The organism is Lysinibacillus sp. KU-BSD001 (genome assembly GCF_042920265.1).
In the GTDB taxonomy this organism is placed as follows: Bacteria; Bacillota; Bacilli; order Bacillales_A; family Planococcaceae; genus Lysinibacillus_B.
This window is the reverse complement of the sequence record NZ_JBDQZI010000001.1, coordinates 354,123-381,082: the sequence shown is the minus strand read 5'-3', so window position 1 is coordinate 381,082 and position 26,960 is coordinate 354,123. Positions and strand designations below refer to the sequence as shown.

The 26,960-nt window shown below is 38.8% G+C and carries 32 protein-coding genes; 6 read left to right on the top strand and 26 right to left on the bottom strand.

Annotation, left to right across the window (positions count from 1 at the left end; genetic code table 11):
* The first annotated feature begins 365 nt into the window (after positions 1 to 365).
* The 4 genes from AAGS61_RS01955 to AAGS61_RS01940 all read left to right on the top strand — a co-directional run bounded on the left by AAGS61_RS01955 (position 366) and on the right by AAGS61_RS01940 (position 2,823).
* A complete protein-coding gene (locus tag AAGS61_RS01955; protein WP_391366734.1) occupies positions 366 to 794 on the top strand; it encodes a pilus assembly FimT family protein in 429 nt (142 codons plus the stop codon).
* Positions 794 to 1,228: a prepilin-type N-terminal cleavage/methylation domain-containing protein gene (locus AAGS61_RS01950; protein ID WP_391366732.1), complete on the top strand. Its 435-nt coding sequence runs from the start codon at positions 794 to 796 to the stop codon at positions 1,226 to 1,228. The genes AAGS61_RS01955 and AAGS61_RS01950 overlap by 1 nt, the downstream gene beginning before the upstream one ends.
* A gap of 1 nt (position 1,229) precedes the next feature.
* Positions 1,230 to 2,228, top strand: coding sequence for a pilus assembly PilX N-terminal domain-containing protein (locus AAGS61_RS01945; protein WP_391366731.1), 999 nt, complete (start codon positions 1,230 to 1,232; stop codon positions 2,226 to 2,228).
* Between the two features lie 316 nt (positions 2,229 to 2,544).
* The gene (locus AAGS61_RS01940) at positions 2,545 to 2,823 is read left to right on the top strand and encodes a hypothetical protein (RefSeq protein WP_391366730.1); all 279 of its coding nucleotides are present in this window, start codon (positions 2,545 to 2,547) and stop codon (positions 2,821 to 2,823) included.
* A gap of 184 nt (positions 2,824 to 3,007) precedes the next feature.
* Here the strand turns inward: AAGS61_RS01940 and AAGS61_RS01935 are convergent, their stop codons facing one another.
* From AAGS61_RS01935 to AAGS61_RS01910, 6 genes are all read right to left on the bottom strand, one after another.
* Positions 3,008 to 3,553, bottom strand: a complete 546-nt coding sequence (locus tag AAGS61_RS01935) for a 5' nucleotidase, NT5C type (RefSeq protein ID WP_391366728.1) — start codon at positions 3,551 to 3,553, stop codon at positions 3,008 to 3,010.
* 676 nt (positions 3,554 to 4,229) lie between these two features.
* Entirely contained in the window at positions 4,230 to 6,332 is a 2,103-nt protein-coding gene (locus tag AAGS61_RS01930; protein WP_391366726.1) for a DUF2339 domain-containing protein, read from the bottom strand.
* A gap of 300 nt (positions 6,333 to 6,632) precedes the next feature.
* Positions 6,633 to 7,967 carry a type I glutamate--ammonia ligase gene (glnA, locus tag AAGS61_RS01925; RefSeq protein WP_391366724.1) on the bottom strand — a complete coding sequence of 445 codons (1,335 nt, stop codon included), beginning with the start codon at positions 7,965 to 7,967 and terminating at the stop codon, positions 6,633 to 6,635.
* A gap of 62 nt (positions 7,968 to 8,029) precedes the next feature.
* Positions 8,030 to 8,410, bottom strand: a complete 381-nt coding sequence (locus AAGS61_RS01920) for a MerR family transcriptional regulator (RefSeq protein WP_391366723.1) — start codon at positions 8,408 to 8,410, stop codon at positions 8,030 to 8,032.
* A gap of 238 nt (positions 8,411 to 8,648) precedes the next feature.
* Positions 8,649 to 9,173, bottom strand: a complete 525-nt coding sequence (locus AAGS61_RS01915) for a TlpA family protein disulfide reductase (protein WP_391366721.1) — start codon at positions 9,171 to 9,173, stop codon at positions 8,649 to 8,651.
* 77 nt (positions 9,174 to 9,250) lie between these two features.
* A complete protein-coding gene (locus AAGS61_RS01910) occupies positions 9,251 to 10,498 on the bottom strand; it encodes an aminotransferase class I/II-fold pyridoxal phosphate-dependent enzyme (protein ID WP_391366719.1) in 1,248 nt (415 codons plus the stop codon).
* Positions 10,499 to 10,629: 131 nt separating this feature from the next.
* Between AAGS61_RS01910 and AAGS61_RS01905 the strand changes: the two genes are divergently transcribed.
* Complete coding sequence (locus AAGS61_RS01905) at positions 10,630 to 11,232, top strand: trimeric intracellular cation channel family protein (protein ID WP_391366717.1); 603 nt, start codon at positions 10,630 to 10,632, stop codon at positions 11,230 to 11,232.
* A 104-nt stretch (positions 11,233 to 11,336) separates the two neighbouring features.
* Here AAGS61_RS01905 and AAGS61_RS01900 read toward each other — a convergent pair whose 3' ends face one another.
* The 7 genes from AAGS61_RS01900 to cotE form a co-directional block, all read right to left on the bottom strand.
* Complete coding sequence (locus tag AAGS61_RS01900; RefSeq protein WP_391366715.1) at positions 11,337 to 11,639, bottom strand: rhodanese-like domain-containing protein; 303 nt, start codon at positions 11,637 to 11,639, stop codon at positions 11,337 to 11,339.
* A gap of 73 nt (positions 11,640 to 11,712) precedes the next feature.
* Positions 11,713 to 11,937, bottom strand: coding sequence for an RNA chaperone Hfq (gene hfq / locus AAGS61_RS01895; RefSeq protein WP_391366713.1), 225 nt, complete (start codon positions 11,935 to 11,937; stop codon positions 11,713 to 11,715).
* Between the two features lie 84 nt (positions 11,938 to 12,021).
* Positions 12,022 to 12,921: a tRNA (adenosine(37)-N6)-dimethylallyltransferase MiaA gene (miaA, locus tag AAGS61_RS01890; protein WP_391366712.1), complete on the bottom strand. Its 900-nt coding sequence runs from the start codon at positions 12,919 to 12,921 to the stop codon at positions 12,022 to 12,024.
* Positions 12,905 to 13,831, bottom strand: coding sequence for an alpha/beta fold hydrolase (locus AAGS61_RS01885; protein ID WP_391366710.1), 927 nt, complete (start codon positions 13,829 to 13,831; stop codon positions 12,905 to 12,907). Before AAGS61_RS01885 ends, miaA begins: the two co-directional genes overlap by 17 nt.
* Positions 13,832 to 13,848: 17 nt before the next feature.
* A complete protein-coding gene (mutL, locus tag AAGS61_RS01880; RefSeq protein WP_391366708.1) occupies positions 13,849 to 15,705 on the bottom strand; it encodes a DNA mismatch repair endonuclease MutL in 1,857 nt (618 codons plus the stop codon).
* Between the two features lie 12 nt (positions 15,706 to 15,717).
* Positions 15,718 to 18,300 carry a DNA mismatch repair protein MutS gene (mutS, locus tag AAGS61_RS01875; protein ID WP_391366706.1) on the bottom strand — a complete coding sequence of 861 codons (2,583 nt, stop codon included), beginning with the start codon at positions 18,298 to 18,300 and terminating at the stop codon, positions 15,718 to 15,720.
* Positions 18,301 to 18,386: 86 nt separating this feature from the next.
* Positions 18,387 to 18,944, bottom strand: coding sequence for an outer spore coat protein CotE (gene cotE / locus AAGS61_RS01870; RefSeq protein WP_391366705.1), 558 nt, complete (start codon positions 18,942 to 18,944; stop codon positions 18,387 to 18,389).
* Positions 18,945 to 19,324: 380 nt separating this feature from the next.
* Here cotE and AAGS61_RS01865 point away from each other — a divergent pair, with 380 nt between their 5' ends.
* Complete coding sequence (locus AAGS61_RS01865) at positions 19,325 to 19,831, top strand: hypothetical protein (RefSeq protein WP_391366703.1); 507 nt, start codon at positions 19,325 to 19,327, stop codon at positions 19,829 to 19,831.
* A 67-nt stretch (positions 19,832 to 19,898) separates the two neighbouring features.
* Here AAGS61_RS01865 and AAGS61_RS01860 read toward each other — a convergent pair whose 3' ends face one another.
* From AAGS61_RS01860 to AAGS61_RS01800, 13 genes are all read right to left on the bottom strand, one after another.
* Positions 19,899 to 20,216, bottom strand: a complete 318-nt coding sequence (locus AAGS61_RS01860; protein ID WP_391366701.1) for a hypothetical protein — start codon at positions 20,214 to 20,216, stop codon at positions 19,899 to 19,901.
* A gap of 114 nt (positions 20,217 to 20,330) precedes the next feature.
* Positions 20,331 to 20,525, bottom strand: coding sequence for a hypothetical protein (locus AAGS61_RS01855; protein WP_391366700.1), 195 nt, complete (start codon positions 20,523 to 20,525; stop codon positions 20,331 to 20,333).
* Between the two features lie 244 nt (positions 20,526 to 20,769).
* Entirely contained in the window at positions 20,770 to 21,534 is a 765-nt protein-coding gene (locus AAGS61_RS01850) for an N-acetylmuramoyl-L-alanine amidase (RefSeq protein WP_391366698.1), read from the bottom strand.
* Positions 21,527 to 21,799 (bottom strand): holin, encoded by a 273-nt coding sequence (locus AAGS61_RS01845; protein ID WP_391366696.1) that lies wholly within the window; start codon positions 21,797 to 21,799, stop codon positions 21,527 to 21,529. The genes AAGS61_RS01850 and AAGS61_RS01845 overlap by 8 nt, the downstream gene beginning before the upstream one ends.
* A gap of 2 nt (positions 21,800 to 21,801) precedes the next feature.
* The gene (locus tag AAGS61_RS01840; RefSeq protein ID WP_391366695.1) at positions 21,802 to 22,125 is read right to left on the bottom strand and encodes a hypothetical protein; all 324 of its coding nucleotides are present in this window, start codon (positions 22,123 to 22,125) and stop codon (positions 21,802 to 21,804) included.
* Between the two features lie 124 nt (positions 22,126 to 22,249).
* On the bottom strand, positions 22,250 to 22,801 hold the full coding sequence (locus AAGS61_RS01835) for a hypothetical protein (RefSeq protein WP_391366693.1): 552 nt from the start codon (positions 22,799 to 22,801) through the stop codon (positions 22,250 to 22,252).
* A gap of 95 nt (positions 22,802 to 22,896) precedes the next feature.
* Positions 22,897 to 23,055 carry a hypothetical protein gene (locus AAGS61_RS01830; RefSeq protein ID WP_391366691.1) on the bottom strand — a complete coding sequence of 53 codons (159 nt, stop codon included), beginning with the start codon at positions 23,053 to 23,055 and terminating at the stop codon, positions 22,897 to 22,899.
* Positions 23,055 to 23,348: a hypothetical protein gene (locus tag AAGS61_RS01825; protein WP_391366690.1), complete on the bottom strand. Its 294-nt coding sequence runs from the start codon at positions 23,346 to 23,348 to the stop codon at positions 23,055 to 23,057. Before AAGS61_RS01825 ends, AAGS61_RS01830 begins: the two co-directional genes overlap by 1 nt.
* Before the next feature lie 11 nt (positions 23,349 to 23,359).
* Positions 23,360 to 24,574 carry a pyocin knob domain-containing protein gene (locus AAGS61_RS01820; RefSeq protein WP_391366688.1) on the bottom strand — a complete coding sequence of 405 codons (1,215 nt, stop codon included), beginning with the start codon at positions 24,572 to 24,574 and terminating at the stop codon, positions 23,360 to 23,362.
* Positions 24,571 to 25,119, bottom strand: a complete 549-nt coding sequence (locus AAGS61_RS01815; protein ID WP_391366686.1) for a putative phage tail protein — start codon at positions 25,117 to 25,119, stop codon at positions 24,571 to 24,573. The genes AAGS61_RS01820 and AAGS61_RS01815 overlap by 4 nt, the downstream gene beginning before the upstream one ends.
* Complete coding sequence (locus tag AAGS61_RS01810) at positions 25,112 to 26,194, bottom strand: baseplate J/gp47 family protein (protein WP_391366684.1); 1,083 nt, start codon at positions 26,192 to 26,194, stop codon at positions 25,112 to 25,114. Before AAGS61_RS01810 ends, AAGS61_RS01815 begins: the two co-directional genes overlap by 8 nt.
* Positions 26,194 to 26,598, bottom strand: a complete 405-nt coding sequence (locus AAGS61_RS01805) for a DUF2634 domain-containing protein (protein WP_391366682.1) — start codon at positions 26,596 to 26,598, stop codon at positions 26,194 to 26,196. The genes AAGS61_RS01810 and AAGS61_RS01805 overlap by 1 nt, the downstream gene beginning before the upstream one ends.
* Entirely contained in the window at positions 26,598 to 26,957 is a 360-nt protein-coding gene (locus AAGS61_RS01800; RefSeq protein ID WP_391366680.1) for a DUF2577 domain-containing protein, read from the bottom strand. The genes AAGS61_RS01805 and AAGS61_RS01800 overlap by 1 nt, the downstream gene beginning before the upstream one ends.
* Between the last annotated feature and the right edge of the window lie 3 nt (positions 26,958 to 26,960).

Sequence of the window (26,960 nt, the reverse complement as noted above, 5' to 3'; positions counted from 1 at the left end):
GTACAAATATAACATTTAATACCAACAAAATAACTTTTAAAGGTAAATACTGCAAGAAAATCAAACTATTTTTTAAGTTTTTTTCTTTCTACACCACTAGAATACGTGACTCATAATCACAAATTCAAAACCATATACCTAACAAAATGTATACTTCAACACCAACTCATATGCCATAAAACCTATTATTTTTTTAAAATCCTTTTTATTATCTCGCTCGCATATCTATAGTAATAGGTAAAGTTTAAAATGAGGTTAAAAAATAAAATAAAACTATCGAATTTTGTAAACTGTGGATTTTATTATGTAAAACTAATATTCTTCATATATACATTATTAAATAGTCCAGATTAAGGGGGGCATATATGATGAAAAAATTGTTCCGAGACGATAGAGGATTGTCTTTATTAGAAGTTGTTGCTTCAATAGTTATCATTGCAATTGTTTGTATTTCTTTCTTTAGCTTATTAGTACAAACAAATAAAACTAAAGTCGCTTCAAGTAATACTGTCGATTTAACTTATTATGCACAAACAGAGCTTGAAAATATTTACACAGTGACATCTAACAACATAAATACACCTATATCAACATTTAGCTACGGGCCAGATATTTCTACAGTACCTGACAAAAAAATTTTCACAAAAACAGATAATAATATGACTTATCAAATGACCTTAAAACAAATCTCTGGAAATAACGAACTAACAGGAGTCATTATTGAAATCAAATTGAACAACGGCAATGCTAGCCCTGCCAAAATGGAGACAATTATGAGATGGAAGGTATTCTAATGATTAAAAATGAAAGAGGGATTTCTTTAGTAGAAGTTTTAGCAGTCATTGTTATTAGCTCTATTATTATTATATTTTTATCTGGCATCATTCTCGGAAGTGTCAATACACACAACCAACAACTTAGCGACTCACAACAAATCTACGATAAAATGTATGCACTTAAATTGATTACTAAAGACTTAAGAAAGTTACAAAGTCCGAATTTTTTAGTGGTAGATTCCAGTAATACTTCCGCAACACTTCAATATTCGTCTAGTGACCCGACTATTAGTTACCAATTGGTTGATGGTGAGTTGAAACGAGGAAGTGAAGTCATCACAAAGAATGTTGATGATTTTACGATAGAAAAAATCGGTCATTCAGTATTTATCGAAATTACAGATAATGAAGGGACATTGACTACCGAAATCACTTTAAGGGGAGGTAATTAAAATGGACAAAGCGTTACGAAATGAATTCGGTTACACTGCACTACTTGCTATTTTCACTGTAGTATTGATTAGTATTTTAGGTATCAGCTTATTTACAGTGACTACAAATTCAATGAAACTTTCAAAAAGTGAACACGATGATCAAGCAACTTATTATGTCGCTGAAGCAGGATTAACCGTTGTAAGACATAGTATTGAAAATATTTTAAGTACCAATTATAATACTGCATTATCAAAATTTCACAGCGACTCTAACAAAGATAAAAAAGGGAATATAAAAGTACCTTTTATATCAATATATAAAAATGAATTCGCTTCGAATCCATTACCAACTAGTATTAATTCAGCACAAAACATTTTTGAAAAAACCAATAATAACGAAATACCAGAATACCAAGTAACTATTACTAACTCATTTACATCCACAACTCCAATTATTCACACAATAAAAATTGTTTCTAATGGAGAGATTGGTAATCATTCCAGAAAACTTACCCAGACCATCAATGTACAAGATACTTCAAATACAAATTCAGGTGGTATTCAAGATGGACAAGAAGCAACAGATACCTACTATCGCGATTTTAACGAGATTAAAAATGGAATAACAATAAATGGTGCTAGTAATAAAGGAAAAATTTATGATTTTCGAGAAAGTATTTTTAAAATGCCTAACGCACCCGATACTTTAGTCATAGACGGAAGTGTAACGGCTAACGGTAATATCCAATTAATTTTCCCTGGAACAATTGTAGTAACAGGGGATTTAACCCTTAACGGAGGCGGTTCTTGTTTTGCTGCTTCAGAAGGGATTATTATTGTAGGGAGCTTCAAAAAAGATATCAATAATCTTTCTACACCAAAGTATTCTATTGGTTCACGAGCTGATTCACCTAATTTTAGAAGTCACGATATTTCAAAAACTTGTGGTAAGTCGTATAACTTTACACCACCTAGCACTACTTCTCCTATAGACTTTGAGAATCCTTATGAAATTTAAATAATATAATAAAAAGGTAGAGCTATAGCCTACCTTTTTATTTATCGGAATAAAAACTACCGCTGTATAAATCTGATTAAATTTTCATTCCTCTATCCTTCTATAAAATAAATAACGATGCACAGAGAATAACCACTCTTTAGGAAACAATTCTCTCTTGTTCTTCTTATATAAAGATAGCTCTCTTTCCACAAGAAGAATTTTTAATACCTTACTTCAATTCAAACCTAACAAAGCGTTTTGCCACCACTAGCCTAACCACATAAAATTAACCGCATATACTGAAATAATCATCCATGAAAGGAGCATTTAAAGTTTGGCTAGAAATAATAGTGGGAAAAACAATGATCCGCTAAACGAGCTTCTACAAGGGAACGAAAACAGCGCAGCTAAACTAGCTGTCATCGCTGGTATCGTAACGACTTTAGGTGATGTATTAGCGACAACAGCAGCCGTAATTGCTTTAGAAGAATTGCAATCACAAGACAGTGCTCCCACCAACAACGGGGTTAGTGTGGAACGCTTTAAAGAACTAGAAAAGCAGGTTCACTACTTAACAAAAGAGCTAAATAAACTAAAGTACCCTAGAAAATAATGTGGTGACGCGCTAGGGCCAATCCAGTATACGCTTATTACTTTTTTAATCATACGGCAGCCTGTACATAATACTTTGCATACTAAAATCACCCGATTCAGTTCAATATACAGTAAATTAAGCCACAAACGTAAAAATGGGGGGGTAGTCAGACTCTACTGACTACCCCCCATTTTGTGTTGCTTTATTTTTCGACGCCTACGTTTAAAAAGTATTCCCCGATTTCCTTCCAATTCCGTACGCGCACATAGCCTTCTACATGCTCGTTGTATGGCATAGCGTAAAGGATCCCTTGCCCACGAAATGCTTCGAGCTGACGTGGATTATCATCGATTAAATAATCCGTATGAATGACTGCCTTATTACCACAAAATACAAAGTTCTGAGGGTTTAGGAATGGAAAATGTTCGCGTAACCATTCGTATTTTGCATGAAATGAGCCGGGCACATCCATGGCTGCTGTTGCAATATAGACATCAAACTGATTGTTTAATTGTCGTACCACTTCAATCGAATCAAGGTCAAGCACTTCAAAATCTCTGAAAAAAGACGGTTCATTTAACAGTTCGAAAAATCGCTTTTCTTTCGATGGATCCAGGCTTTTTCTTGTGCCCTGTAAAAATTCCTCTTCTGTTAAAGATTCGCCAAATGCCTCATTATACGCCACGACCATTTTCTTGTAACTATTGGCTAACACTTGGTCCATGTCGATTGCAATGCTTTTTCTCATCATTTCCCCTCCACATCCATTCGATACTTATAGTCTAGTGAACTTTTTCACCTGTTACAAGCATCGTTCTTTTAGTATTTTGTTAAGTGAACGTAAATTTGTGCTATTCATATAATTTTCTTCGGATGCATTACGGGGAAAAAGCATCGAATTTACGTCAAAAATGAGTGAAAAACGATGGAAAATCACCTTTCACTGACCCGTTTTTTCTGTTAACCTTCAAAACAACTAGGACAATAAGCTTACTACCAGGTGAGCCAACTACACGAAAAAACCGATATTTTTTAACCGTTTTCATTCAAAAAATAGCACGATTTGTATCCTTAACTGCGAAGGTTTTGCCCATGGTATATTTTCTAAATCCCTTTCCACCGCGCCATCGCTGAAAAAATGTGCACCTTCTTTTGTATCAGCACTCAAAAAAACAGCCATTATGCAAACGACCGATTTTGATATACAACTTATCTCAAAATAAGTGTAAACCGGGACTTTGCACCCTTATGTTGTCACATATTTTTAATTAAGTTGTATATGCATTTTGCCGATTCGCCTTTTTCACGTTTCAATACTATCCTAAAAAATTCTCTCACCCCAAAAATTATCCAAGGTTCTTAGGTTTACTTCCCTAATTCCTACTCAAAAATAAAACCGTGGCAAAAAATCACCACGGTTACATTTATTTTCGTAACAATCGATTCGATAACAGCAGCCCGACGCCACCAATGACAATAAATAACGCAGAGCGAACGAGTAAATCGAGTGCAGATAAGTCAAAGAAGATTAACTTAAAGATGCCGATTCCAAGGAGAACAAAGCCCATGATTTTCACATCTCGCCAACTTCTTTTCGCACCAAGCATGAGCGTAATGCTGGCAACCGCAAAAATCGTCATCGTATTTCCTGTCACCGCAACGGCATAGTCTACTAAACTACTATTATACAATAATGAAAACACACTCATCATTAATACAATAAATAATACAATGCCCGCATTCATCAGCTGCTCGATTTTTTCAGCAAGAGCCCCTTCCCATCGCTTATAAATGCGCCCACTACGATAAAAGTCTGCAAGCACGCTAAGTAGTACCGCTACATACACGCCTCTTGTCAGGAAATTCAATTGCCAAACCGCTTCATAATAATAGCCCGTCAGCAATACGACCATGACCGCCATCAGATTTCCGAATACAAGCGCGATAACAAAAAATCGCCCCATCCATTTTTCCGGCATAAAAAAGGATGCTACAAGCAACAAAGCAAGCGCTATAAAAGCTACATAAGGTACATTCCCGACTGTCGACATATAGGCATAGTCTAGGTTGACTACATAACTTATAAAATACACGGTTATCACAACCGGCAAAATATCGTCAACATGCGCCTTCTCCATCCGCACTTCAAAACGAGTCAGATTGTGCTTTGGCTGTTTGACATACATATAGATGGCGATGAAATATAGCAGTAACATAACAAGGGATAGATGACTTAATGTAAAAAATGGATCCACATCACTCATCGCCATTGTTATCATCGTCACGATGAAAAACGCAAAGCTGTACGTCACTTTCATAATCGTTGCGCGTAATCGTAACGCGAGCATCATGCCAACAAATACAACCAAACCATGTAAAAGCATATCCATTTCATAAGACAAGCTAAACGTAAATAGCGTAAAGGTTAGCGAAAGAAATGCTACAGTTGCTGCCACATCGACTACTTGCGGGCGTTGCTCCTTATACGCAACAACAGCCGTCACAGCAAAAATAGTCAGCATAATGAGGAAAATCACTGTATCAAATACATGCTGATTTATTACGACCCATAATAAGAGTAACACAAACACATTATAGCTAAATAACAACCCTTCCTGTGTCGCTTTCCATTTACTTTCTGTATCATATAACCTCCACCAGCTATAGAGAAATAGCGTGACAATGAAAAGAATCCCCACCGCAAAATACATGTCGACCTGTTCACTTAGCCCCCATAACCCTAAAGCTGATAACAACGTAAAGGCCGTTGTAACATATAGCGCGATTTGCTGGCTATGCTTCACAATCACGAATTGAATGACTGCAAATAAAAGAACGACAAATTGAATAATGAGCAACTCGCTAAAGTCCATATATTCTAGTAAATAAGGTAGTAAGAGCGACGTAAAAATGACAAAAATCGTTAATACTTCATTCGCTTTGTAATAACTAATGACAATTCCATAAACAATATAAAGAATGGCAATAACGAGCGCTGTAGACAGACTGATAATCTCATACAAAATCGTGCCTGCTGCCGTCGTTAATATCCCAATCATAAATGCGCCACCATAGAGCGAAATAATAACCGCCGGTGAACTCTTTTGCTTTTTTTCTAGTACATAAGGTAACACGATTAATCCGATAGACAAAGCATACGCAAGGAGAATTTTTACGCCGTCCGATAAATAGCCGTATTCACTCACTAATTTTAATCCCCAAAGTACCCCAAGCACGAGAATGACCGTAAATACTTTCGGGAGTGCCCATGTAATGGTTTCCTCTAAAGAACGTTTCGGCTTTGCCGGTGGCTGTTCTTTTTTCAGTGTAGGAGCAGACTCATTTCGTTCTATTGTCATCATTGGTTGCTCAAATATCACCTTTTTTAACTGGGACACGGTACTTTTTATTGGAGATGGCTCATATGATGTTTCATTAGTCTCACGTTTTAATTGAGAGAGCTCTTGCTTTAAACTTCTGACTTCCTCCTCCAACATTTCAACGCGCCGTTCTAACTCTCTATCCATCCTGTCACCTGCAATCCATTTGAATTTTATTACATTATACCAAATATCTTTAAAAGTGTAAATTTACACTTTTATAATCATTCATTGCAGTTTACATACCATCATATGAACGATAAAAATTTCCATGAACGGTTATTTTTAATTTTTGTATTCTCATCCAGATATTTTTCTGATATAATAGAAAAGACGCAATCAAAGGGTTGCCTAAATCATAGCTACGGTTACCGCCGTAGCTTTCTTTTTTTATGTCTAAACTACAATAAAAAGCGTTGAAGCCCTAGAGCCTCAACGCTTTTCTTATTAGTACATTTTCATGTACATGTCACGTTCCCATTGGTGTACTTGTGTACGGAACATTTCACATTCGATTTCTTTTGCTTCTTTGAAGTTTTCGTAAATGTGTTCGCCTAAAGCATTTTTTACAACTTCATCTTCAGCTAATAATTTTAATGCTTCATCTAAAGATACTGGTAAGTTGTCGATTCCGTTTGCTTTACGCTCTTCTTCGCTCATTACATAAATGTTGCGGTTAATCGCTGCTGGTGGTGTCATTTTTTGACGAATTCCTTCAAGACCCGCTTCTAAAATAACAGCCATTGCTAAGTACGGATTAGCAGATGGATCCACTGAGCGCACCTCTACACGTGTTGATACACCGCGAGAAGATGGGATACGAATAAGTGGTGAACGATTTTGCGCTGACCATGCTACGTAACATGGCGCTTCATAACCTGGTACTAAACGTTTGTAAGAGTTAATTGTTGGGTTAATAACAGCCGTGAAGCCTTTCACGTGTGCAAGCACACCTGCCATAAATTGCGTCGCTGTTTCAGATAAACCAAGTTCTGTCGCTTCATCATAGAACGCATTTTCTTTCCCTTTAAATAAAGACACGTTAAAGTGCATTCCTGAACCTGCTTCGCCGAATAACGGTTTTGGCATAAACGTTGCATGTAAGCCGTGCTTACGCGCAATTGTTTTTACAACAAGCTTGAACGTTTGGATATTGTCACATGCTGATACAGCGTCCGCATACTTAAAGTCGATTTCGTGTTGTCCCGGTGCTACTTCATGGTGAGATGCTTCGATTTCAAAGCCCATTTCTTCTAGCTCTAATACGATATCACGACGACAGTTTTCACCCAGGTCAGTCGGTGCTAAGTCGAAGTAACCGCCATGGTCGTTTACTTCTAAAGTTGGCTCGCCTTTTTCATCTAATTTGAATAAGAAGAACTCCGGCTCAGGCCCTAAGTTGAAGTTCGTAAAACCTAATTCTTCCATTTCCTTTAACAGACGTTTTAAGTTTGAACGTGGATCCCCAGCAAATGGTGTGCCGTCCGGACGTGCGATGTCACAAATAAGACGTGCTACTTTGCCTTTTGTAGCAGTCCATGGGAAAATCATAAATGTATCATAATCAGGGAATAGATACATATCTGATTCTTCAATACGTACAAAACCTTCGATTGAAGAGCCATCGAACATCATTTTATTGTCTAATGCTTTGTCTAATTGGCTTACTGGAATCTCAACGTTTTTGATTGTCCCTAAAATGTCTGTAAACTGTAAACGAATGAATTTTACTTCTTGTTCTTGTACAAGACGTTTAATGTCTTCTTTTGTGTATTTACCCACAATTCCACTCTCCTAAAAATGTTTAGCCTTCGAGGATATCCCTCATGTATAATTCACACACTTTATTGATAAAAGCGTGATAAATTTCCTTGTCGTAGAGAAGTTGTTTGCATGCGCTGTGCTTGACGCATCTCTTCTCGTAAAATTTTTCGCAATTCGGCATCTGAAATTTCTTTTGCTGCCCCTTGTACAGTTGGGTCATTTTTCATAGCAAACACTTTTTTAATGCCCGCCATGTTCACGCCTTGCTCAAGCATATCTTTAATTTCAAGTAAAGTATCGACATCATTTAAGCTAAACATGCGTCGATTTCCTTCAGTACGGTGCGGCTGGATTAAATCATGCTCTTCGTAATAGCGAATTTGACGCGCTGTTAAATCCGTTAATTGCATCACAATACTAATCGGTAAAAGCGGCATTGTTCTACGAATTTCACTACTCATTTCATCCACCTCCCTTACCGCTATATTACTCCCTGTGATGAACGATGTCAACGGTATGTTAGAAAAACTAACACTAATAAGAAAACACACCTAAAAAGGTGCATAAAATAGAAAATTATTTGCATTGTCCCTATATATTTCACCCATAAAAAAATGCATCCACAATAGATGCATTGAATGATAATGTTCTTCTATAGAAGGATGCAAGCGTGACCGTTAAAGCCAATTCCTAACATTTCTACAATTGCCCTACATACAAATCTAGCATCGTTTCATCAATCGAACCGTTAATCTTCATTTGAATAATACCTTCTTCATCTAAAAAATATGTACTTGGAATAGTGATGACTTCATACGCTTTTGACACATCATCGGTTTCATCCAGTAAAATCGGGAATGTTAAACCGTAGTCATCGACAAACTGGGCGATTTTTTCAACCTTGACGTCTTTCTTTGTTATATTCACGGCTAACACAATGACATCTTCGTGTTTGGCATCATACGCTTCAAATACAGGCATCTCTTCGCGGCAAGGATCACACCACGTAGCCCAGAAATTCAAAATTACTTTTTTCCCTTTTACATCCTGTAAGCTTAATGGCTCCCCGTTTAATGTCTCCAGTTTAAATTGAGGCGGTGTATCCCCTTTTTCAAGACCTGTTCCTTCATCTGTTAAACCAAACTCAGCAGGCCCTTTTAAGCTATTCCATGCTACTGCACCAATTAATATAATAATGATGACTAGTCCAATCCATTTTTTCAAAATAAAACACCTCCGCCCTTAGCATAGCACGGGACGAAGGTAGATTTGTGAACAATACGTGAAATGTATTGAACGGACTACTTCAATGCTTGTACTGCGCTACAAATCGCATATTTCACATGCTCATATGTTAATCCGCCTTGGATAAATGCCGTAAATGGCGGGCGAATCGGACCATCTGCTGTTAATTCAATACTTGATCCTTGTACAAATGTACCAGCTGCCATAATGACATCATCTTCGTATCCAGGCATATACGCTGGTTCTGGTGCATAGTGCGCATTAATTGGTGATGCGGCCTGTATTTCACGACAAAACGCAACCATCTGATCCGCTGTTTGGAATGATACCGATTGAATTAAATCTGTACGTACATCTGTATAATGCGGCGATGTCGTCATCCCTACTTGCTCCAGCATAGCCGATGTGAAAATCGCCCCTTTTAATGCCTGTGCCACCGTGTGTGGTGCCATAAAAAATCCTTGATAAAAATCGGCTAACGTATTTAACGTTGCCCCTGCTTCTGCCCCAATACCTGGTGACGTCATACGATACGCACATTTTTCCACTAATTCTGCACGACCTGCAATATAACCGCCGATTTTTGCTAAACCCCCACCAGGATTTTTAATGAGTGAGCCCGCCATTAAATCTGCGCCTACTTCTGTCGGCTCATACTGCTCAACGAACTCGCCGTAACAGTTATCCACAAAAATCACAGCTTGCGGGGCGATTTCGCGAATGCGTTTGGTCATCTCCGCAATTTGTTCAATTGTAAAGGACGGACGTGTTGCATATCCTTTTGAACGTTGAATGGCAATCATTTTTGTGCGTTCATTTACCGCGGCTTTTACGCCAGCCCAGTCGATGTCCGTATTGTCGATTAAGTCCACATGGCGATACTGAATGCCAAAATCCTTCAAGGAACCTGTATCTTTTCCCCCGCCGTCTACAATCGATTGCAATGTATCATACGGTTTCCCTGTAATATACACTAGCTCATCTCCTGGGCGTAACACCCCAAATAAGCTAAGTGTAATCGCATGTGTACCTGAAATAATTTGCGGGCGTACGATCGCTGCCTCTGCACCAAACACTTCCGCATATACACGCTCTAAATTATCTCGCCCTTCATCATCATAACCGTAACCACTTGATGGGTGTAGATGATAGTCACTTACTTGATGCTTCCGAAATGCTGCTAACACTTTTTGTTGATTGTAAAAGGCCATATCATCACATTTTTTATGATAAGGACGAACAAGCTCCTCTACTTTTTCTGCTAATGCGAGTGTATCGTTTGTTAAAACCGTCTGAAATGCCACAATAATTACTCCTATCTTTTCTTGATATCCTTTACCATCTTATCAATTCATAACAATGCGTCAACTATTTCATATTGCTCATCTATGTAAAAACTGCTATTCTCATAAAGGATGTTTAGGGGGTGTATTTGGTGGCTTGGGATGTGTTTAGTATAATTGGTACAATCGCATTCGCTTTATCGGGTGCCATTGTTGCCATGGAAGAAGAGTATGATTTATTTGGTGTATATATTTTAGGCATTGTAACGGCCTTTGGTGGGGGTGCGATCCGAAATGTCCTCATCGGCTTACCGGTTTCAACATTGTGGAATCAAGAAACGTTATTTCAAATAACGCTCGTGGCCATTACGCTATTTTTCATTATGCCGCATCATTTAATTAAGCATTGGAACCGCTGGGGGAATATTACCGATGCCATTGGTCTCGCTGCATTTGCCATTCAAGGGGCGATGCATGCAGTAAAGCTCGGGCTTCCGCTCAGTGCAGTGATTGTTGCAGCGATTTTGACAGGTTGCGGTGGCGGAATCATTCGCGACTTATTAGCAGGGCGCAAGCCGATTGTGCTACGCGATGAAATTTATGCATTATGGGCAGCGATTGCCGGACTCTTAATCGGTTTACAAGTGGGCACAAGCGATTGGTTCTTGTACGGATTATTTGTAGGTGTCATTTTCTTCCGTTTTCTTTCTTATTCAAGGGAGTGGCAGTTACCTCGTAAAAAGCTATATTACTAGGGTTTCCGTTGTCGACGGAAATCCTTTTTGTTTTGTAGGCAGGACTTATCAGCGAATCCCCCAATCATAAAAAGCGCAACGGATGCTCCGCTACGCCCTCATGATTATTTAAATTCTAATTCTCCGTCGTATGCTAGCATGCCGCCTTCTAAGTTTGTCACATCGAAGCCTTGCTCAGCTAAATATTCGCAAGCATTGGCACTGCGTACGCCGCCTTTACATACAACAATATACGCTTTTGATTGATCTAATTCAGCTGTGCGTGCTGGAACCTCGCCAAGCGGAATATTGATGGCACCTGGAATCATCCCGTGCTCTACTTCAAAATCTTCACGTACATCGATAATGTGTAAATCTTCATTTGCATCTAGTAAATTTAATAGTTCATCTGTTGTCATTGATTTCATGACGATAGCTCCCCTCAATCAGCATTCCTTGTTATTATAAGTGAAATGCCTGGCAGTTGCTAGTAGTTCACATCTATTCTTCACCATTTAATGTCACTGGTTTTGCAGGGACAAATGTTGAAATCGCATGTTTATAAATTAAATGTTGCTTTCCTTCTGCTTCTAGTAATACCGTAAAATTATCGTACGATTTTACTAATCCCTTCAGCTGGAAACCATTTAATAGGAACACCGTTACGAAAACATTGTTTTTTCTTAAATGATTTAAAAATGTGTCTTGTAAGTTAATCGATTTCACGAGAGCGCCTCCTGATACTTTATATTTCTATAGATATGACTATTCTCCACTAAAACCAATATCCCTTCCATTTTATTGAATAAATTAGAAAAAACTTTTAATTTCACTAAAATCATTTGAAACCCACTGTACATCCATTTTATTTCGGAAGTACGTCAGTTGACGTTTAGCATAGCGTCTAGAATTTTGCTTAATTTGCGCAATGGCTTCCTCTAACGTACAAAGCCCGTCAAAATGAGCAAATAATTCTTTATACCCAATGGCTTTCACAGCTTGTGTATCGCGAATCCCCGCATCATATAGCGCCCTTGCTTCTGCTAGTAGCCCCTTTTCCATCATGACATCCACACGCATATTAATACGTTCATACAATTTCTCTCGGTCCATATCTAGCCCCAAAATGAGATGATGATATAACGGAATATCCCCGCGCTGATGTTCTTCATTTGCCTTTGATGTATCGCTTAGCTCTACCATTTCTAGCGCTCGAATGACGCGGCGAGTATTATTCGGATGAATCGTTTGTGCAGTCTTCGGGTCAAGTGTAGCAAGACGGGCATGCATCGCTTCTGGTCCTATTTTTTCAAGCTCGGCATAGTATGCTTTTCGTGCTTCCTCATTTACTTCTTCTTTTGTAAACTGGAAATCATACAAGACAGACTGCACATATAACCCCGTTCCACCGACAATAATCGGCATCTTGCCACGTGCTTGTATTTCTCTAATTTTCGCTCGTACAAGCTGTTGATACTCCGCAACAGAAAAATTGTCTGTCGGTTCTTTTATATCGAGTAAATGATGTGGAACCCCTTGCATTTCTTGTTGTGTAATTTTGGCTGTTCCGATATCAAGCCCTACGTATACTTGCATGGAATCTCCATTAATTACTTCTCCATCCAACCATTTCGCTAATTGAATGCTTAATGCTGTCTTACCGGATGCAGTAGGACCAATAATGGCCACTACGTCATAGTCTCTGCTCATGTTTTAACCACCGTTTAATTACTTCATATACTTGTTCTTTATTTGTTTCATTTAATATTTCATGGCGCATCCCTTCAAATAAATAGACACACACATTTTCGAGTCCTGCTTCTGTCAATTGTTCTGCTACTTTAAACACACCGACACCATAATCACCGACTGGGTCTTCACTACCGCTAATTAAAAGAACAGGTAAATCATGCCTCATACGGGCCATTTCTTCTTTTTTACTAATTAGGCTAATCCCGTATGTGACATCCGCAAAAAATTGATGTGTACCAATAAACCCACATTTCGGATCATCGATATATTTTTGTACTTCTTGTGTATCACGACTGAGCCAATCAAACATTGTATTCGGGTTTAATACCGATTTATTAAAGCTACCGAAACTCAATTTATCCATCAGTTCACTCGGGATATCTTTCCCCTTCGTCTGAGCGAGAATATTGGCTAAACGATTCCCCACTTCATGTAATCGAGTCCCTGCACCTGTTCCACATAAAATCAGTGCTTTAATGGTTGTACTAAAAAGTTGTGCATATCGACGGGCAATAAAGGACCCCATCGAATGACCGAATAAAATCATTGGCGGGAGTTCACGATTTTTACGGATGTATTGGGTCACTTCAAAGACATCTCGCACAACTCGGTCAAACCCTTTATGCTCCGCAAAAAAACCAAGCTTGCCGTTTCGATCACTCGTTTGGCCGTGCCCACGATGGTCTTGCATCGACACAAAATACCCCATGTCCGCTAATTGCTTTGCATACGTATCGTATCGACCGCAATGTTCCGCCATCCCATGCAAAATATGAATATGCCCTCGAAGGAGGTTTGTTGGCTCATAGCAAGCAACAAAGACTTCTTGTCCATCACTCATCTTTAAAAATTGTTCTACCTTTTCCAACCCAATCCCCCCTCATGTTACATGACACGTTTAAACATTTTTTCTACTTCATACGTCGAAAAATGCACAAGTACAGGGCGACCGTGCGGACATGTAAACGGATTATGTGCCGCGCGCAAATCATCCAGTAAGCGAACCATTTGCTCCTTCGTTAAATAATAATTCGCTTTGATCGACTTTTTACAGCTCATCATAATCGCCGCTTCTTCACGTAGCTTTTTGACATCCGCTTTTTTCGTCGTGAGCACTTGCTCAATTAACTCTTCGATAATCTCTTGCTCAAATCCTTTCGGAAACCATGTCGGATATTCCCGCACAACAAAGGAACCATGCCCGAACTCCTCTAAAAATACACCTACTTGTTCCAGCGCTTCCCTGTGCTCTTTTAAAATTAGCGCCTCATCCGCTGCATAATGGAACGTTAACGGTAAGAGTAACGCTTGTCGTTCATTTGGATTTACATCGCCCACTTTTTCGCGGAAATATTCGTATTTAATCCGTTCCTGAGCCGCATGCTGATCGATTAAATAAAAACCATCCTCCATTTGTGCGACGATGTATGTTCCGTGAATTTGTCCCACGACTTCAAGGTGCGGGAATGGTTCTTTGCGCTCTTCTTGATCAGCGAGTTCGTTTAGTACAAAGACTTCTTTTTCTACCTCTACCTCTGAGACAGCTTCTACTATTTCAACAGGCTGTTCTACTATTAATCGGTGCTCCTTAATCGGTGTTTCAAATGTAGATTCTCGCACTACAGGCTGTTGTTTATTTAACCGACTCACGATATCGTCCATCTTTTGTGTGTTCAGTGATGGTTGTTTCCATAAATTCATTTGCTCTGAAGGCAGCTTCGTAGGCTTTTCCTTCTTCTCTACTTGCGGCACGCGAATCGTCTGACGAATCGCTGCACGCACCGTGTCTTCAATTAGACTGAGCAATTCAGGCTCTTTACTTAACCGGACTTGATGCTTCGCCGGGTGGACGTTGACATCGGTTAGCTGTGGGTCCCCTTCAATATAAAGGACAGCAATCGGATAGCGCTCAATCGGTAAATACGTATGATACGCATCGACAATTGCCTTTTGCACAAGATAATGCTTGACCCAGCGACCGTTGACAAATACAGACAGATAGTTTTTAGAAGCACGCGTTACTTCAGGTAGTGTTGCATAGCCATATACTTTATAGTCATTTGAGCTCCCTTCAAAGGCGAGCATTTTTTTAGCATTGTGCACCCCATAAATCGCTGCCAACACTTGTTGCACATTGCCGCGCCCATTTGTATGCAGCAGGGTTTGACCGTTATGCACAAGCTTAAATGCAATCGTTGGATAGCCAAGTGCTAAACGATTGATCAAATCAATCGTATGCCCTAGCTCGGTTTGAATCGTTTTTAAATACTTTAGACGTGCGGGTGTATTATAAAAAAGCTGTGCTACTGTCATATCTGTTCCTTTGCGAAGCGCAGTGGGCTTTTGCTCTTTTACATGCCCTCCTTCTAAATACAATTCGATTCCACTACTTGTACCGTCTGATGTTTTTAACGTCACTTTCGATACAGACGCAATGGAGGCTAATGCCTCTCCGCGGAACCCGAGTGTGCGGATCCGAAATAAATCTTGCTCTTTTTCAATTTTGGATGTAGCATGGCGAGCAAATGACTTGAGCGCATCTTCCTCATCCATTCCACTTCCATTATCGACAACTTGAATACTCATCAGACCTGCTTCTTCTAAAAACACTTCAATGGAGTTACTGCCCGCATCAATCGCATTTTCAACCAATTCTTTCACAACAGAGGCGGGACGCTCAACTACTTCACCGGCTGCAATTTTATTCGATAAAAATTCATCCATTATTTGAATATGGCCCATGCGCTCACCCCCTTACTTTCCGTTCACGAGTTTTTGTTGCAGTTCATACAATAAATTCATTGCCTGCATTGGCGTCGTGCCCATCACATTGCATTTTGACAGCGCCTCTAATACTTCTTTTTCCTGTGGCGACATTTCTTCCATTGGTGCAAATAATGACAACTGTAACTCTTCTTCTCGCTCAGGTTGTACAACCATTTCAATAGCCGTTCCTTGTGTGACGGGCTTGTCTTGTGCTTCAAATTGCGCGAGTAAAATCCGTGCACGGTCAATAATAGAAGCGGGCATTTCCGCAAGCTCTGCTACATGCACCCCGTAACTTTTATCTGCTGCTCCTGCTTTTACTTTATGCAAAAACACGACACGTCCATTTTGCTCCGTTGCAGATACATGCACGTTCACTAAACGTTCGAGCTGCTGTTCTAAATCCGTTAATTCATGATAGTGTGTTGAAAATAAAGTATTCGCACCAATTTCCGTATGAATATATTCCATCATCGCCTGTGCTAAACTCATCCCGTCATATGTTGACGTACCACGACCGATTTCATCAAATAGCAGTAAGCTGTTTTTTGTCGCATGTGTAATCGCATGCTGTGATTCCATCATTTCAACCATAAATGTTGATTGTCCTGCGGCTAAATCGTCCGCTGCACCGATACGTGTAAAAATTTGATCGGTAATCGGTAAACTTGCTTCTACCGCCGGTACGTAGCATCCCATTTGCGCAAGAATGACAATTAGGGCAACTTGGCGCATATACGTACTTTTACCGGACATATTTGGCCCTGTAATGAGCATCATATTTTTCTCTTCGGTTAATACACAATCATTTGGTACATACATTTGCTTACCGAGCATTTTTTCCACAACAGGGTGACGTCCATCCATAATTTTCAGCGCACGCCCCTCGTGGAATGTCGGTTTCGTAAAGCGATATTTTTCCGTCACAACAGCAAAGCTCATATAGACATCCAGCTCACTAATTGCCGCCGCTAACGCTTGTACACGTGGAATATACACTTTTAGCTCTTCACGTAGCGCTACAAATAAATCGTATTCAAGTGCTAAGCTTTGTTCCTCTGCGTTTAAAATAAGCGCTTCTTTTTCTTTTAATTCTTCTGTAATGTAGCGCTCTGCATTCGCCAGGGTTTGCTTGCGTTCATAGCGGGTTAAATCCGCTTTCCCGATATGAGATTTTGTAATTTCAATATAATAGCCAAACACCCGATTATAGCCGATTTTCAAGTTATTAATGCCCGTTAATTGACGTTCTTTTTGCTCTAGCTGCATAATCCAATCTTTCCCGTTACGAGAGGCATAGCGAAGCTCATCCAACTTTTCATTGTAGCCGTCGCGAATGACATCGCCTTCTTTAATCGTAATCGGCGGGTGATCTGTAATACTGTGAGCAAGTAGCGCTTCAATATCTTCACATGTATCAAGCGACTCCCCTAAATGCATCAATGTTCCCTGACCACTTTCAAGCAGCTGCGCTTTAATCGCCGGTACTTGACGAAGCGATTCACGAAGCTGAGCTAAATCACGTCCACCTACATTGCCAAACGCAACACGACCAGCTAAACGCTCTAAGTCATATACTTGCTTTAGTAGTTCACGCAGTTCGCCGCGTACGAAAAATTCCTCGAGTAAATCTGTCACAATGGCAAGACGTGCTTCAATCGCACTACGCAAAGCAAGTGGTTGATGTAGCCATTGTTTTAATCGGCGCCCCCCCATTGCTGTCACCGTTTCATCTAGTAACCAAAGGAGTGTCCCCTTTTGATCGCCACCTCGAATCGATTGGATCAGCTCTAAATTGCGTTTAGAGTTCGTATCAATGCGTAAATATTGTTGCATTTCCGTAAAGGTAAATGCCTGTAAATGCGAGAGGGAACGCATTTGTGTTCGTTCAATATATTGTAGTAAACGACATGCAGCTGGCTTTAACGCTGGAGGTAAATGTTCAATGTAACTACTCGCTTTCTGTCCATCCATTTCTCCTTGCTCAAGCGATAAAACAATCCCTGTTGCCTCCGCCATTTCTACCATTTCAAGCTGCATTTCTTGTGTGACAATCACTTCCCGAATATTGAAGCTTTGCAGTTGCTGAATACACTCTTTTGCACCGCCTTCAACGATTTGCGCGTTTGCTTCACCAGTAGAGACATCTAAATAAACAAAAGCAATTTCATTATCTGATAGTTTGTCAGCAGCTGCTAAAAAGTGATTAGTTTTACTATCGATTGATTTGCCGTCCATAATCGTACCTGGCGTAATGAGTTGTACAACTTCGCGCTTTACAACGCCTTTTGCTTGCTTCGGGTCTTCTGTTTGTTCACAAACCGCCACTTTATACCCTTTGGACACAAGTGTTTCAATATAGTTTTTGGCAGAATGATGCGGCACGCCACACATCGGAATACGCTCTTTGCCGCCCGCGTCGCGACTCGTTAACGTAATTTCAAGAATTTGCGATGCACGAACAGCATCATCAAAAAACATTTCATAAAAGTCACCTAATCGGAACAATAGAAAAGCATCCTTGTAATCTTCTTTTATTAATAAATATTGTTGCATCATCGGTGTATACATACATCTAACCTCTTTACTTTCTTTAGTACTCTCCATTATAACAATAAAGGAGCCTTCCCAAAAGTGTTTGAGAAGACCCCTTTCAATTAGTGAAATGATGATGATTCAAGCCCAGGACCGCTACTTGAGCTCGAGCTTGAACTGCTGGAACTTGAAGAAGTACTTTCATCTCCAAATGCCCATTCTTCTTCAAAATCGAGTGAATGAACATGCACACAAACTGTCGTCTCACCGATTACTTCCACTAAAAATTCACGTTCTACTAACACTTTAATCTTTTCTCCACATGGCGTAATGACCGCTTCAATACAGTTTGGTTGCTGCAGGACACGTACATGCACATCATTCGAATCGCCAACTTGATTATCACGGTAATGTAGCTTTATGCGGTCACGATAAGGCACCGTTTCTGTATATACGGCTGTTTTAGAGTGATTGTTAAATGCATACCAAATATTCACATCGAATTTTCCGGATACATCAACATAATTCCCAACTTTTTTCGCTTGATATTGATGGTTGATGACCCAGCAGCCTAGTATATTAGTCGGTGTATTCGGTGGCTTTAATAGCTCCTCTTGTTCTGTTCGCTTTTTACCCTTTGCAATGACCGCTTTCGTCACGATTTGACGTAGCTTTTTCACCGACACCTCTCCCTTCCTGATTCTCGCCTTATCATATGCGGCTGGTGCCTAATATGTTCACATTAGAAAAAAACACACCTCGACCAAAATTAGTCAAAATGTGTTTTGATTATTTCATATTAGAACGATGAAGTGTAGATTAAGAACAGCTGCCAGGTACGCTGTCATTAAAGTTATATACACTTAGACGCATTTATATAATGCATAAAAAACGCATGTTTGTGACCTTTTATAATGAAAGGAATTAATTATCCTTACTTTACTTTTGCTCTGTTTATTTAAAAATGGGCACCTTTTGGACACTTTAGGTGCCCATCTTTATTTTACTAGTGACAATACATCTTTCTATATGTAAAATTTTAACTTGGAAGGAGGATAATATGAAGATTTTAAAATTATTTTTATTCAGCGCTATTGTTTTACTATCTGCTTGTGGTGCTAGCGAAACATCATCACCTACAACTGAAGTTCTATTCCCTGCTGAAGAATACAGCATGATTTCGGTGGAAGATTTAAGAAGTAAAATGGGCGAACCAACAAAAATCTATGATTACCCAATTAACGGAAAAGATATGGACTTATACGAGTTCTTAAATGGGAAATATGAGTTTTATGTTTTCGAAGACAAGGTCGTTCAAATGAATTTAAACTCCGGTGCATACTGGGGGTATGATGATAGTACACTCGCTTATCCAGGTAATGACCGTAATACGATTTTAGCTATGTTTGGTATCGAACCTTCAAAAGATGCTCATACAACTGCCGATACTAATTTTGCTTTAAGAATTGAAAATATTAATGATAAAGTGTATCAAATTTGGATTAACGATATTCAAGAGGATACATTCGGGACTGTAAAAATCACATACGACAATCAATACTTTTAATAAATAAGACCGCTTCCTATTTATATAGTAGAAAGCGGTTTTATTTTGTTTACGGGTGACTTTCTATTCAAGAAGGATTCTTTTCTAAAATTCTCTCTCCGTCTGTCCATTGATAGTTATCTTTGTTCGCCATGAGATCTCTTAACCTTTGTAATTGATAAATTACTGCATCTAAACTTTCAATCTTATTAAAAATAAATGTTACTGGAGCATCGTCAATTTCCATCTTATTTTTATCGAATGCAAATTCTTCACCTATCGGTCTAGGTTCAATTTCCGTAAACTGAACTATACTAGAGCTTTTATCGCTCTTACATCCGATTCCGACTGAAATATCTCCTGTTCCGAATATTACTTGGACCTCATTATTGTTTATTATTGGCATAGTAAAAACCTCCTTTTACCAAAAGAACATTTGTTTGTATTTATATTAGAACATTAGTTCTTATTTGTAAATAAAAAAATGCCATCCACTGGTTATTGTGGATAGCATCAATTTTTACGCTTTCTCTCTTTGTCTGTGTAAAATCCGAATGGCGTTGTATCCATACTGCGCTTTTATCTCCTTTAATATATCTTCGTCTGTCATTGGGATTACATCATTTTTACCGAAAAACAACGTAGCATTTCCTTCAACTTCGTACTGATCTACGCAAAACACGAACTCAACTAATACGATACATTTATCAAGCAAATTACCACTCCTTTTCCAGTTATACACACATAGTTCTATTTAATCATTCTAAACCCTTCTAAATGCTCAAATTTTAAATTTGGCACAAAGTATTGACAAAATAAAAAAAGAGAGCGATTAGCTCGCCCTCTCTTCTCACGCACTCGATGAATAGCCATTTCATCATTTACAATATAATCCACTTTTAAAGTATTAGTCAATAAAACGCAAAAAGCCCGATACCAATTAGGTAACGGGCTTTTACTTATTGATTGAATGTACGACTAATTACAGCTGCTTGATAGCTCAATAATTTTACATCGTCATATTTTGCAATCGCATCGTCTGTATGCACTCGAGGATTGATAATCGGTTCCTCCTTACCATTAACTAAATATGTTGCATTACGAGCTTCCTTTAATAAGGATCGAATTTCAGCTCGACCTGTTTCATTTAATAACTGAACCACTTCTGTTTCCTCCTTTTTTGATGGTGCTGATTTGTCTAGGCTTTTCCCTGTAATCGCCTCTGCAATCACACGTGCTGTTTCTTTTACTTCTGTAATGATGCTAGCTCGGTCCTGGGCATTTGAAATAAATCCTAGTTCTAAAAGTCGATAGCTGATGCCTTTCTTTGCGCATATATTGAGGTTCAATAGGTTGTTTCGGTAGTCAAAGCCATCTTTACGTGACCACCCTACACGCTCTTTTATTGCTTTGGCTAACTTTAAATCCAAAGCGTCCGGCTTAAAGTTTTTATGAATAATCACATGACCACCTCTTACGCTGGTTTTGCTAGAGGCGTCCATATGCAGCTCGATGATATTTTGGTATGGCGTAATGTAAATACCTTTACCTTTGTTAGTTTCCCGAAACATATTGAGGTTTGTATCGTAAACGTCCACATACGATGGGATTAGCGCTTTAATTTCTTTAGCTAATAATCTCATAGCGTCGCGCTCATTATGTCCCCCACCTACTGCTCCTGGATCTCCTGCACCATGCCCTCCTACAATTAAAGTCTTACTCATTAAAACCACCCTCTTTTTTAGCTGCTTTTAACAAGTCAAATGTACCTGATGCTGTTAGTCCTGCAACAAAACCAGCTACTAGCATGACGTAAATCGGATAATTGGAAAGTGGGTAGAATATCGCCCCCACTAAAATACCGATAACTATGGAAGTTATCGGCATGTATTGTGTATTAATTTTAAATGTTTTCTTTACTACCTCCGAAACCGCTAATACAATAGCTACAATTACTGCTGCAATCATAAAAATGTTTGTTAAATCCATGTTTATGCACTCTCCTTTTTATAAGCATGTTTTTCGATACGGTCAACACGCCCCTCTAAAGTCGAAAGGCTTATATTGATACCTTCCAAAGCATGAGCTGTCCGTTCTTGTGATTCATTCGAACGCTCTAAATGTGACATTAACGCCTTTTCCCGTTCTTTTGATTCTTCCCGATGCGACTGATCGAGTTGGACTAAATAATTGAAAATGTAGCGCCCAGCAAACAATGCTGCGAAAATTAATACGATGGATAAGTAAATCCATGGATTCGAACTATTCGCTACTTTTTCAGCGATACCTGCCCCTGTTACTACTAATAACTCCATTGCCCTCACCTCTTGAAAGTAAAAATAACACTGCTCGGTACAGTGCGTTGCTTGGGTCTTGTTGTAATATAAAAAGCACCCTCGAGTGAGAGTGCTAAATAATTTTTATTTATTTTAACAAGATTTATATCGCTCCGTTATTCTTTAAGTTGGTCATAATTTGAGGATTATCGTTCTCAACACTATAGAAAAAAGTTTCATCTATATGATTTTCAATATCCCATTCTTTTATACTCCATTCATTAGTAGTAACCAATATGATTTTCCTTGATTGCGTACGCTTTATTTCATCCAAAAAGTTTTTGTATCTTTTTAAATTTTTAAGTACCGATTCAACTGGATAAAATAAAGTAAAAGTATCTTCATTACCTTCTGGATTATTTTGTGTGTGATTTACGTAACTACTGAAATTAACACTCATTTTTCCCAATTTATAGATAGCGGTCGATTTAATTGAATTAGGTAGCAAATCTTCGTTAAATGCACGGTTAATATGGCGTGACATATCAGACATAGAACCAGTTCTTATAATGCCTAGCTTAAATACTTGATTTAAACAAGAAAGCGTTACCTTTAACTTAGCTTCACTATCATAACCTTTTATTAGTAATATTCTTTTATCCGTATCATTTAAAAAATTTGTTATAGCTTCCATTGCTTTTTGCTTATCAGTCATAATATATCCCCATCCTTCTGTCTAATATTTTCGACAAGAAGAGAGAATTTCCTTTAAAATTATCTCATAAAAATAACGCTAATCTCCGACAGCGTTTAAATTCCTTCTGTAATTTCTAAAATGTAATCTTCGACAGCCTGTCTATAATCTGTATTAGTAACGTCATCTATGACATAAGTTTGATTCGTCTTTGGATTAAGCCCACCTGACATAATGCGCTCTGCTGCAATGCGTACTACTACTGGATTAATCATTATAAAATACCTCCTACTTCATTTTCTGCTTGCAATAATAAAGCATCCTCTAATTCACGGATGCGTTTTTGTTCTTCTGTTTCTTCTTTTTCGATTGTTTCTATGATTAATTGCTTTGTATCAACATTTACCCCCACTAGATTGCTAACGGAATAATCTAATGTTCCAAACGGAATTTCAATGTAGTTAATTTCTTCGTTAAGTAAGTGTTGTTCCGTAGCGCCTCTCAGTTCGCCAGTCATAAATACTATTTTTCCTTCTTGATTATAATAAACTCTGTTTGGTAAATCCATATGTTCACTCCTTATTTAAACGCTATAAATTGATATGCGCCACTTGCAACTGGATGCGCTATGTCAATTGTGAAGCCTCCATTCCATACATTAAGGGTACATGAATACTCCTTCATTGTCGTTGATCCATCTAACATGTAAGATACTATATCAGGATTTCCAACACCTTGCCAATACACAGTTCGACCTCTATTTGCGGTATTTGAATAAAGTACAACAATTACACTAGGTATCATATTTGGCGTTGTTCCAGACACACGAACAGATGCACCATTTCTTACCAAAGTACCGCTCCCTGTTATGCTGTTACCTAACTTTCGGATATTAGTGGCAGTAGTCTCAAAAGTGGCATCAGGCGCAGTATATATCCCCATGTCAGTAACCGCCTGATTAACGGTAGCTTTACCATTACTGACAGATGTGAAAAGCGTAATCCATGATTCTTCACGCCAAGCCGTCCAAACACCATTTAACTTACTTCTAACGTATGTTGTTCTATTGGGGTCTGTGAATTGATATACTTTTTGTATAACATATAATTGATTGTGTGATATGACCTCACCCATAAACCAAGTATCGGCTTCTGGATTGTCTACTGGAGAGTTATGTGTTCTAGTCCCCATATACCAACCATTTTCAAGAGCATTATTCCAATCGGATATCTGACTACAATGTAGACCGACTCTTCCAATTGTCAAATCAGTCGATTTTAAATGTAAAACCCAACTAGTCCACCCAACACCATCATATGTTCTGAAATAAGAGTCACTTGAATGTAATGGGTTATAAAATTGCATCACTGCACCCGTTCCAGTTTCTAAAACTAAAAGGTTGCCATTACCTTCAAATGGAGTATTAATTGAACCTGTTGTCACTAGGTATAATGCATTTGACTTTAATCCATCTATATCACCATTAAAATAACCTTTTACAAATAGATGCGCTCTGTTGTCTAACATATGATCAATCAAATTCTGACGTACTTCATTAATAGCAGCGACTAAGTTGGCTTTTTGTGTTGTGCCAAGGTTAGTTAAATCTCCTACATATTTTTCGAGGTTATTTAATCGCGTTAAAATATCATTGCCTGCTCCACCATTCCCAATGGCATCGCTTAACCTTTTTAATTCAGCGTCAATCGTATCAGCGTTTCCATTAAAATCATCGACATTATAAAAATCCGTTTGATCCGGCTTCAGTAAGTTGTAATTTAGCGTTCGCTTCATGAAATCACTCCATTCCTTATTTGGTCATGTGTAAATGGTTTTAAATCTATGTGCCTGTAATCCTGTAGAACGCTGTGTTGGATATAGCGTAAACGGACTGTGAGCTCCATATTTTGTGGGACGATACGCTCTAATAAATCTTTTGCTGCATCAAACATTCCCCTAACGGTCAGCTCCAATTTCACATCTACTGTTTTATCTGCTTTATTAATCGTAAGCTCATACGCACCATTTCCAAGCAGGCTATTTAATAGTCGAATGAGCACCTCTTCTGTGTAGGGTGCTTGCTCTTGATAACGTGTTAAAATACGGAACCTTCTCGTCTCAATCGAATCATTATCCATCACTTGTAGGTTTAACGTTTGCTCATACCGATTTGCCCCATCCTCTGATACAGTGACAACAAACTGATCATTTAATGTTTGCTCCAATAGCTCCCATAAGGCAGATAGTACGGGGTTTTCCACTTTAGCAATCGCCAACATTTCTTTTATGTCACGTAATACAGGTGGCCAATATTGTACGATGTCTATATTTCTAACCACTCACAACACCCAACTTCGGAATGGATTCTCTGTCTAAAATAAGGTTAGATGGCACACCGTTTAATTTGGTATCTCTGATATCAATGACCCCATTTACACCTAAAATGCGTGTTTCAATCTGTGAAATACGTACAACTAGTCCTGCATTATCATCCTCGCTATGTGCCCAATCAGCCGCAAGTTCTTTAAAATAATTCGTTATCACAGCGCGAGTAGAACTTTCAATCGCGCTCCAATCCCAGCCTGTTTGATACGTGATGACTGTTTCGATATTGACTATTGTTTCATTGACGGCGAATACGGTCACTTCATGGTCAATGGGGGCTGTCCCTATCCCCTCCCCACTCTGACCAATTGGATCCACTGCCTCTTGTACTTCCTCTACTAAAGTTTGAGTGGGCTTTTCATAACGAGAGTCAATAATGACAAGCTTTACAGTTCCTCCCCCATTCCATGCACGATATACTCTGACACCACCTACACCTGGTAACGAACCTACCTTCTCTTTATAGTCTGCTCGATTGCCACCAAAGGCTTGTGAATCAAAGGAATCAAAATAACGCTTCCGAAATGCCTCTGTGCTTTCCTCATCATCTCCCGGTATTAACACATCGGTTAACATCGCTGTTTGTAAACCATTAATATAGTTGATAGGAATGAGTTGCCCGGAGAATAGGTTCCCGACATTCCCGGTCGTTTCACATTGTAAGATGAATTGCCCAAATGAAATCCGTTCAATGACCTCATAGTTTAAATCATCTAAACTAAAGCGACTGCCTATAGGGATATCAATGTTAAATACCCCCTTTCGTTTGGCATACGTCGCCTCACGGGGTTTCAATCCTCGCTCTGCAGCACGGCGAATCAAATACTCTCTTGGAGCTGTGTCAGCGAATACCATATCAATGAAGTTTTTGAGTGTGACAAGCATTTGAATCGTTTCAACGCTATTAGCTGCTGTGGCATTGTAAATCATGGATGTGACCTCACGCTTATCCAATGAATCATCCACACCTGCCAGCTTTTGTGCCATTAAATCTTCAAAAGTGATATCTAAATTTAGGGGTTCAGCCATCAGTAATCCACCTCTTTCTCAGCTGTGATTTGTCCGTAAATGGTATGTGCTGTGTATTGTACATGCACTTTATTTTTCTTGGTTGTCACGACAAAGGAATCCACTTCATGAATACGATCATCTTGCAACAGGCAATCTCTAATACGTCGTTTCACTTCGCTGGCAACGTAAGATGTAGGCTTACCGAATAAGTCGCGAAACTCCACCCCAGCATTAAACGAGTAAATAATATGGTCATAACGTTCAACCGACAGCAATAAAAAAATTGCTTGTTTCATGGCTTCTAATTCATCGACAAAGCCAACACAGCGATTCTTATCCAGTATTAAACTATAATTTTTTGATGGTTCAACGACTTCCTCGAAATCGAGTGTCAATCCATCGTTATCAATTTGTGGAAGCATCAAACCACCTCTTTATCGATGATTAAATATTGTTGACCACCATGAGCGCGAATCATTGTGACTTTATCGCCTACGATTAAACCATTGTGGATAAGGAATTTCTTTCGTCCTTTATATTCATGGTTATGGGACGCGAACGCTTCATAATTACTACCACCAGTGCGATTTTCTGTTACATGGTCCACTGTCATCTCGACCTCATGATCCATGACAGCACGGGTTAATTTTAATTGTTTATTTTTTAAGGTTAATTTTTGATCAACATACACTTCTAATGGATCTACACTTATAACAGTGCCGTAAACAAGTGTTGAAAGCTTTTCAGCATTTAAAACACCTAAAACCGTTTTTTGAACCAAAAT

What these genes read in the sequence shown, in the direction of transcription:
- AAGS61_RS01955 (WP_391366734.1), top strand. Translation starts at nt 366, where the DNA reads ATGATGAAAAAATTGTTCCGAGACGATAGAGGATTGTCTTTATTAGAA.
- AAGS61_RS01950 (WP_391366732.1), top strand. Translation starts at nt 794, where the DNA reads ATGATTAAAAATGAAAGAGGGATTTCTTTAGTAGAAGTTTTAGCAGTC.
- AAGS61_RS01945 (WP_391366731.1), top strand. Translation starts at nt 1,230, where the DNA reads ATGGACAAAGCGTTACGAAATGAATTCGGTTACACTGCACTACTTGCT.
- AAGS61_RS01935 (WP_391366728.1), bottom strand. Translation starts at nt 3,553, where the DNA reads ATGAGAAAAAGCATTGCAATCGACATGGACCAAGTGTTAGCCAATAGT.
- AAGS61_RS01930 (WP_391366726.1), bottom strand. Translation starts at nt 6,332, where the DNA reads ATGGATAGAGAGTTAGAACGGCGCGTTGAAATGTTGGAGGAGGAAGTC.
- AAGS61_RS01920 (WP_391366723.1), bottom strand. Translation starts at nt 8,410, where the DNA reads ATGAGTAGTGAAATTCGTAGAACAATGCCGCTTTTACCGATTAGTATT.
- AAGS61_RS01900 (WP_391366715.1), bottom strand. Translation starts at nt 11,639, where the DNA reads ATGAAATCAATGACAACAGATGAACTATTAAATTTACTAGATGCAAAT.
- miaA (WP_391366712.1), bottom strand. Translation starts at nt 12,921, where the DNA reads ATGAGCAGAGACTATGACGTAGTGGCCATTATTGGTCCTACTGCATCC.
- mutL (WP_391366708.1), bottom strand. Translation starts at nt 15,705, where the DNA reads ATGGGCCATATTCAAATAATGGATGAATTTTTATCGAATAAAATTGCA.
- mutS (WP_391366706.1), bottom strand. Translation starts at nt 18,300, where the DNA reads ATGTATACACCGATGATGCAACAATATTTATTAATAAAAGAAGATTAC.
- AAGS61_RS01865 (WP_391366703.1), top strand. Translation starts at nt 19,325, where the DNA reads ATGAAGATTTTAAAATTATTTTTATTCAGCGCTATTGTTTTACTATCT.
- AAGS61_RS01860 (WP_391366701.1), bottom strand. Translation starts at nt 20,216, where the DNA reads ATGCCAATAATAAACAATAATGAGGTCCAAGTAATATTCGGAACAGGA.
- AAGS61_RS01850 (WP_391366698.1), bottom strand. Translation starts at nt 21,534, where the DNA reads ATGAGTAAGACTTTAATTGTAGGAGGGCATGGTGCAGGAGATCCAGGA.
- AAGS61_RS01845 (WP_391366696.1), bottom strand. Translation starts at nt 21,799, where the DNA reads ATGGATTTAACAAACATTTTTATGATTGCAGCAGTAATTGTAGCTATT.
- AAGS61_RS01840 (WP_391366695.1), bottom strand. Translation starts at nt 22,125, where the DNA reads ATGGAGTTATTAGTAGTAACAGGGGCAGGTATCGCTGAAAAAGTAGCG.
- AAGS61_RS01835 (WP_391366693.1), bottom strand. Translation starts at nt 22,801, where the DNA reads ATGACTGATAAGCAAAAAGCAATGGAAGCTATAACAAATTTTTTAAAT.
- AAGS61_RS01830 (WP_391366691.1), bottom strand. Translation starts at nt 23,055, where the DNA reads ATGATTAATCCAGTAGTAGTACGCATTGCAGCAGAGCGCATTATGTCA.
- AAGS61_RS01825 (WP_391366690.1), bottom strand. Translation starts at nt 23,348, where the DNA reads ATGGATTTACCAAACAGAGTTTATTATAATCAAGAAGGAAAAATAGTA.
- AAGS61_RS01820 (WP_391366688.1), bottom strand. Translation starts at nt 24,574, where the DNA reads ATGAAGCGAACGCTAAATTACAACTTACTGAAGCCGGATCAAACGGAT.
- AAGS61_RS01810 (WP_391366684.1), bottom strand. Translation starts at nt 26,194, where the DNA reads ATGGCTGAACCCCTAAATTTAGATATCACTTTTGAAGATTTAATGGCA.
- AAGS61_RS01805 (WP_391366682.1), bottom strand. Translation starts at nt 26,598, where the DNA reads ATGCTTCCACAAATTGATAACGATGGATTGACACTCGATTTCGAGGAA.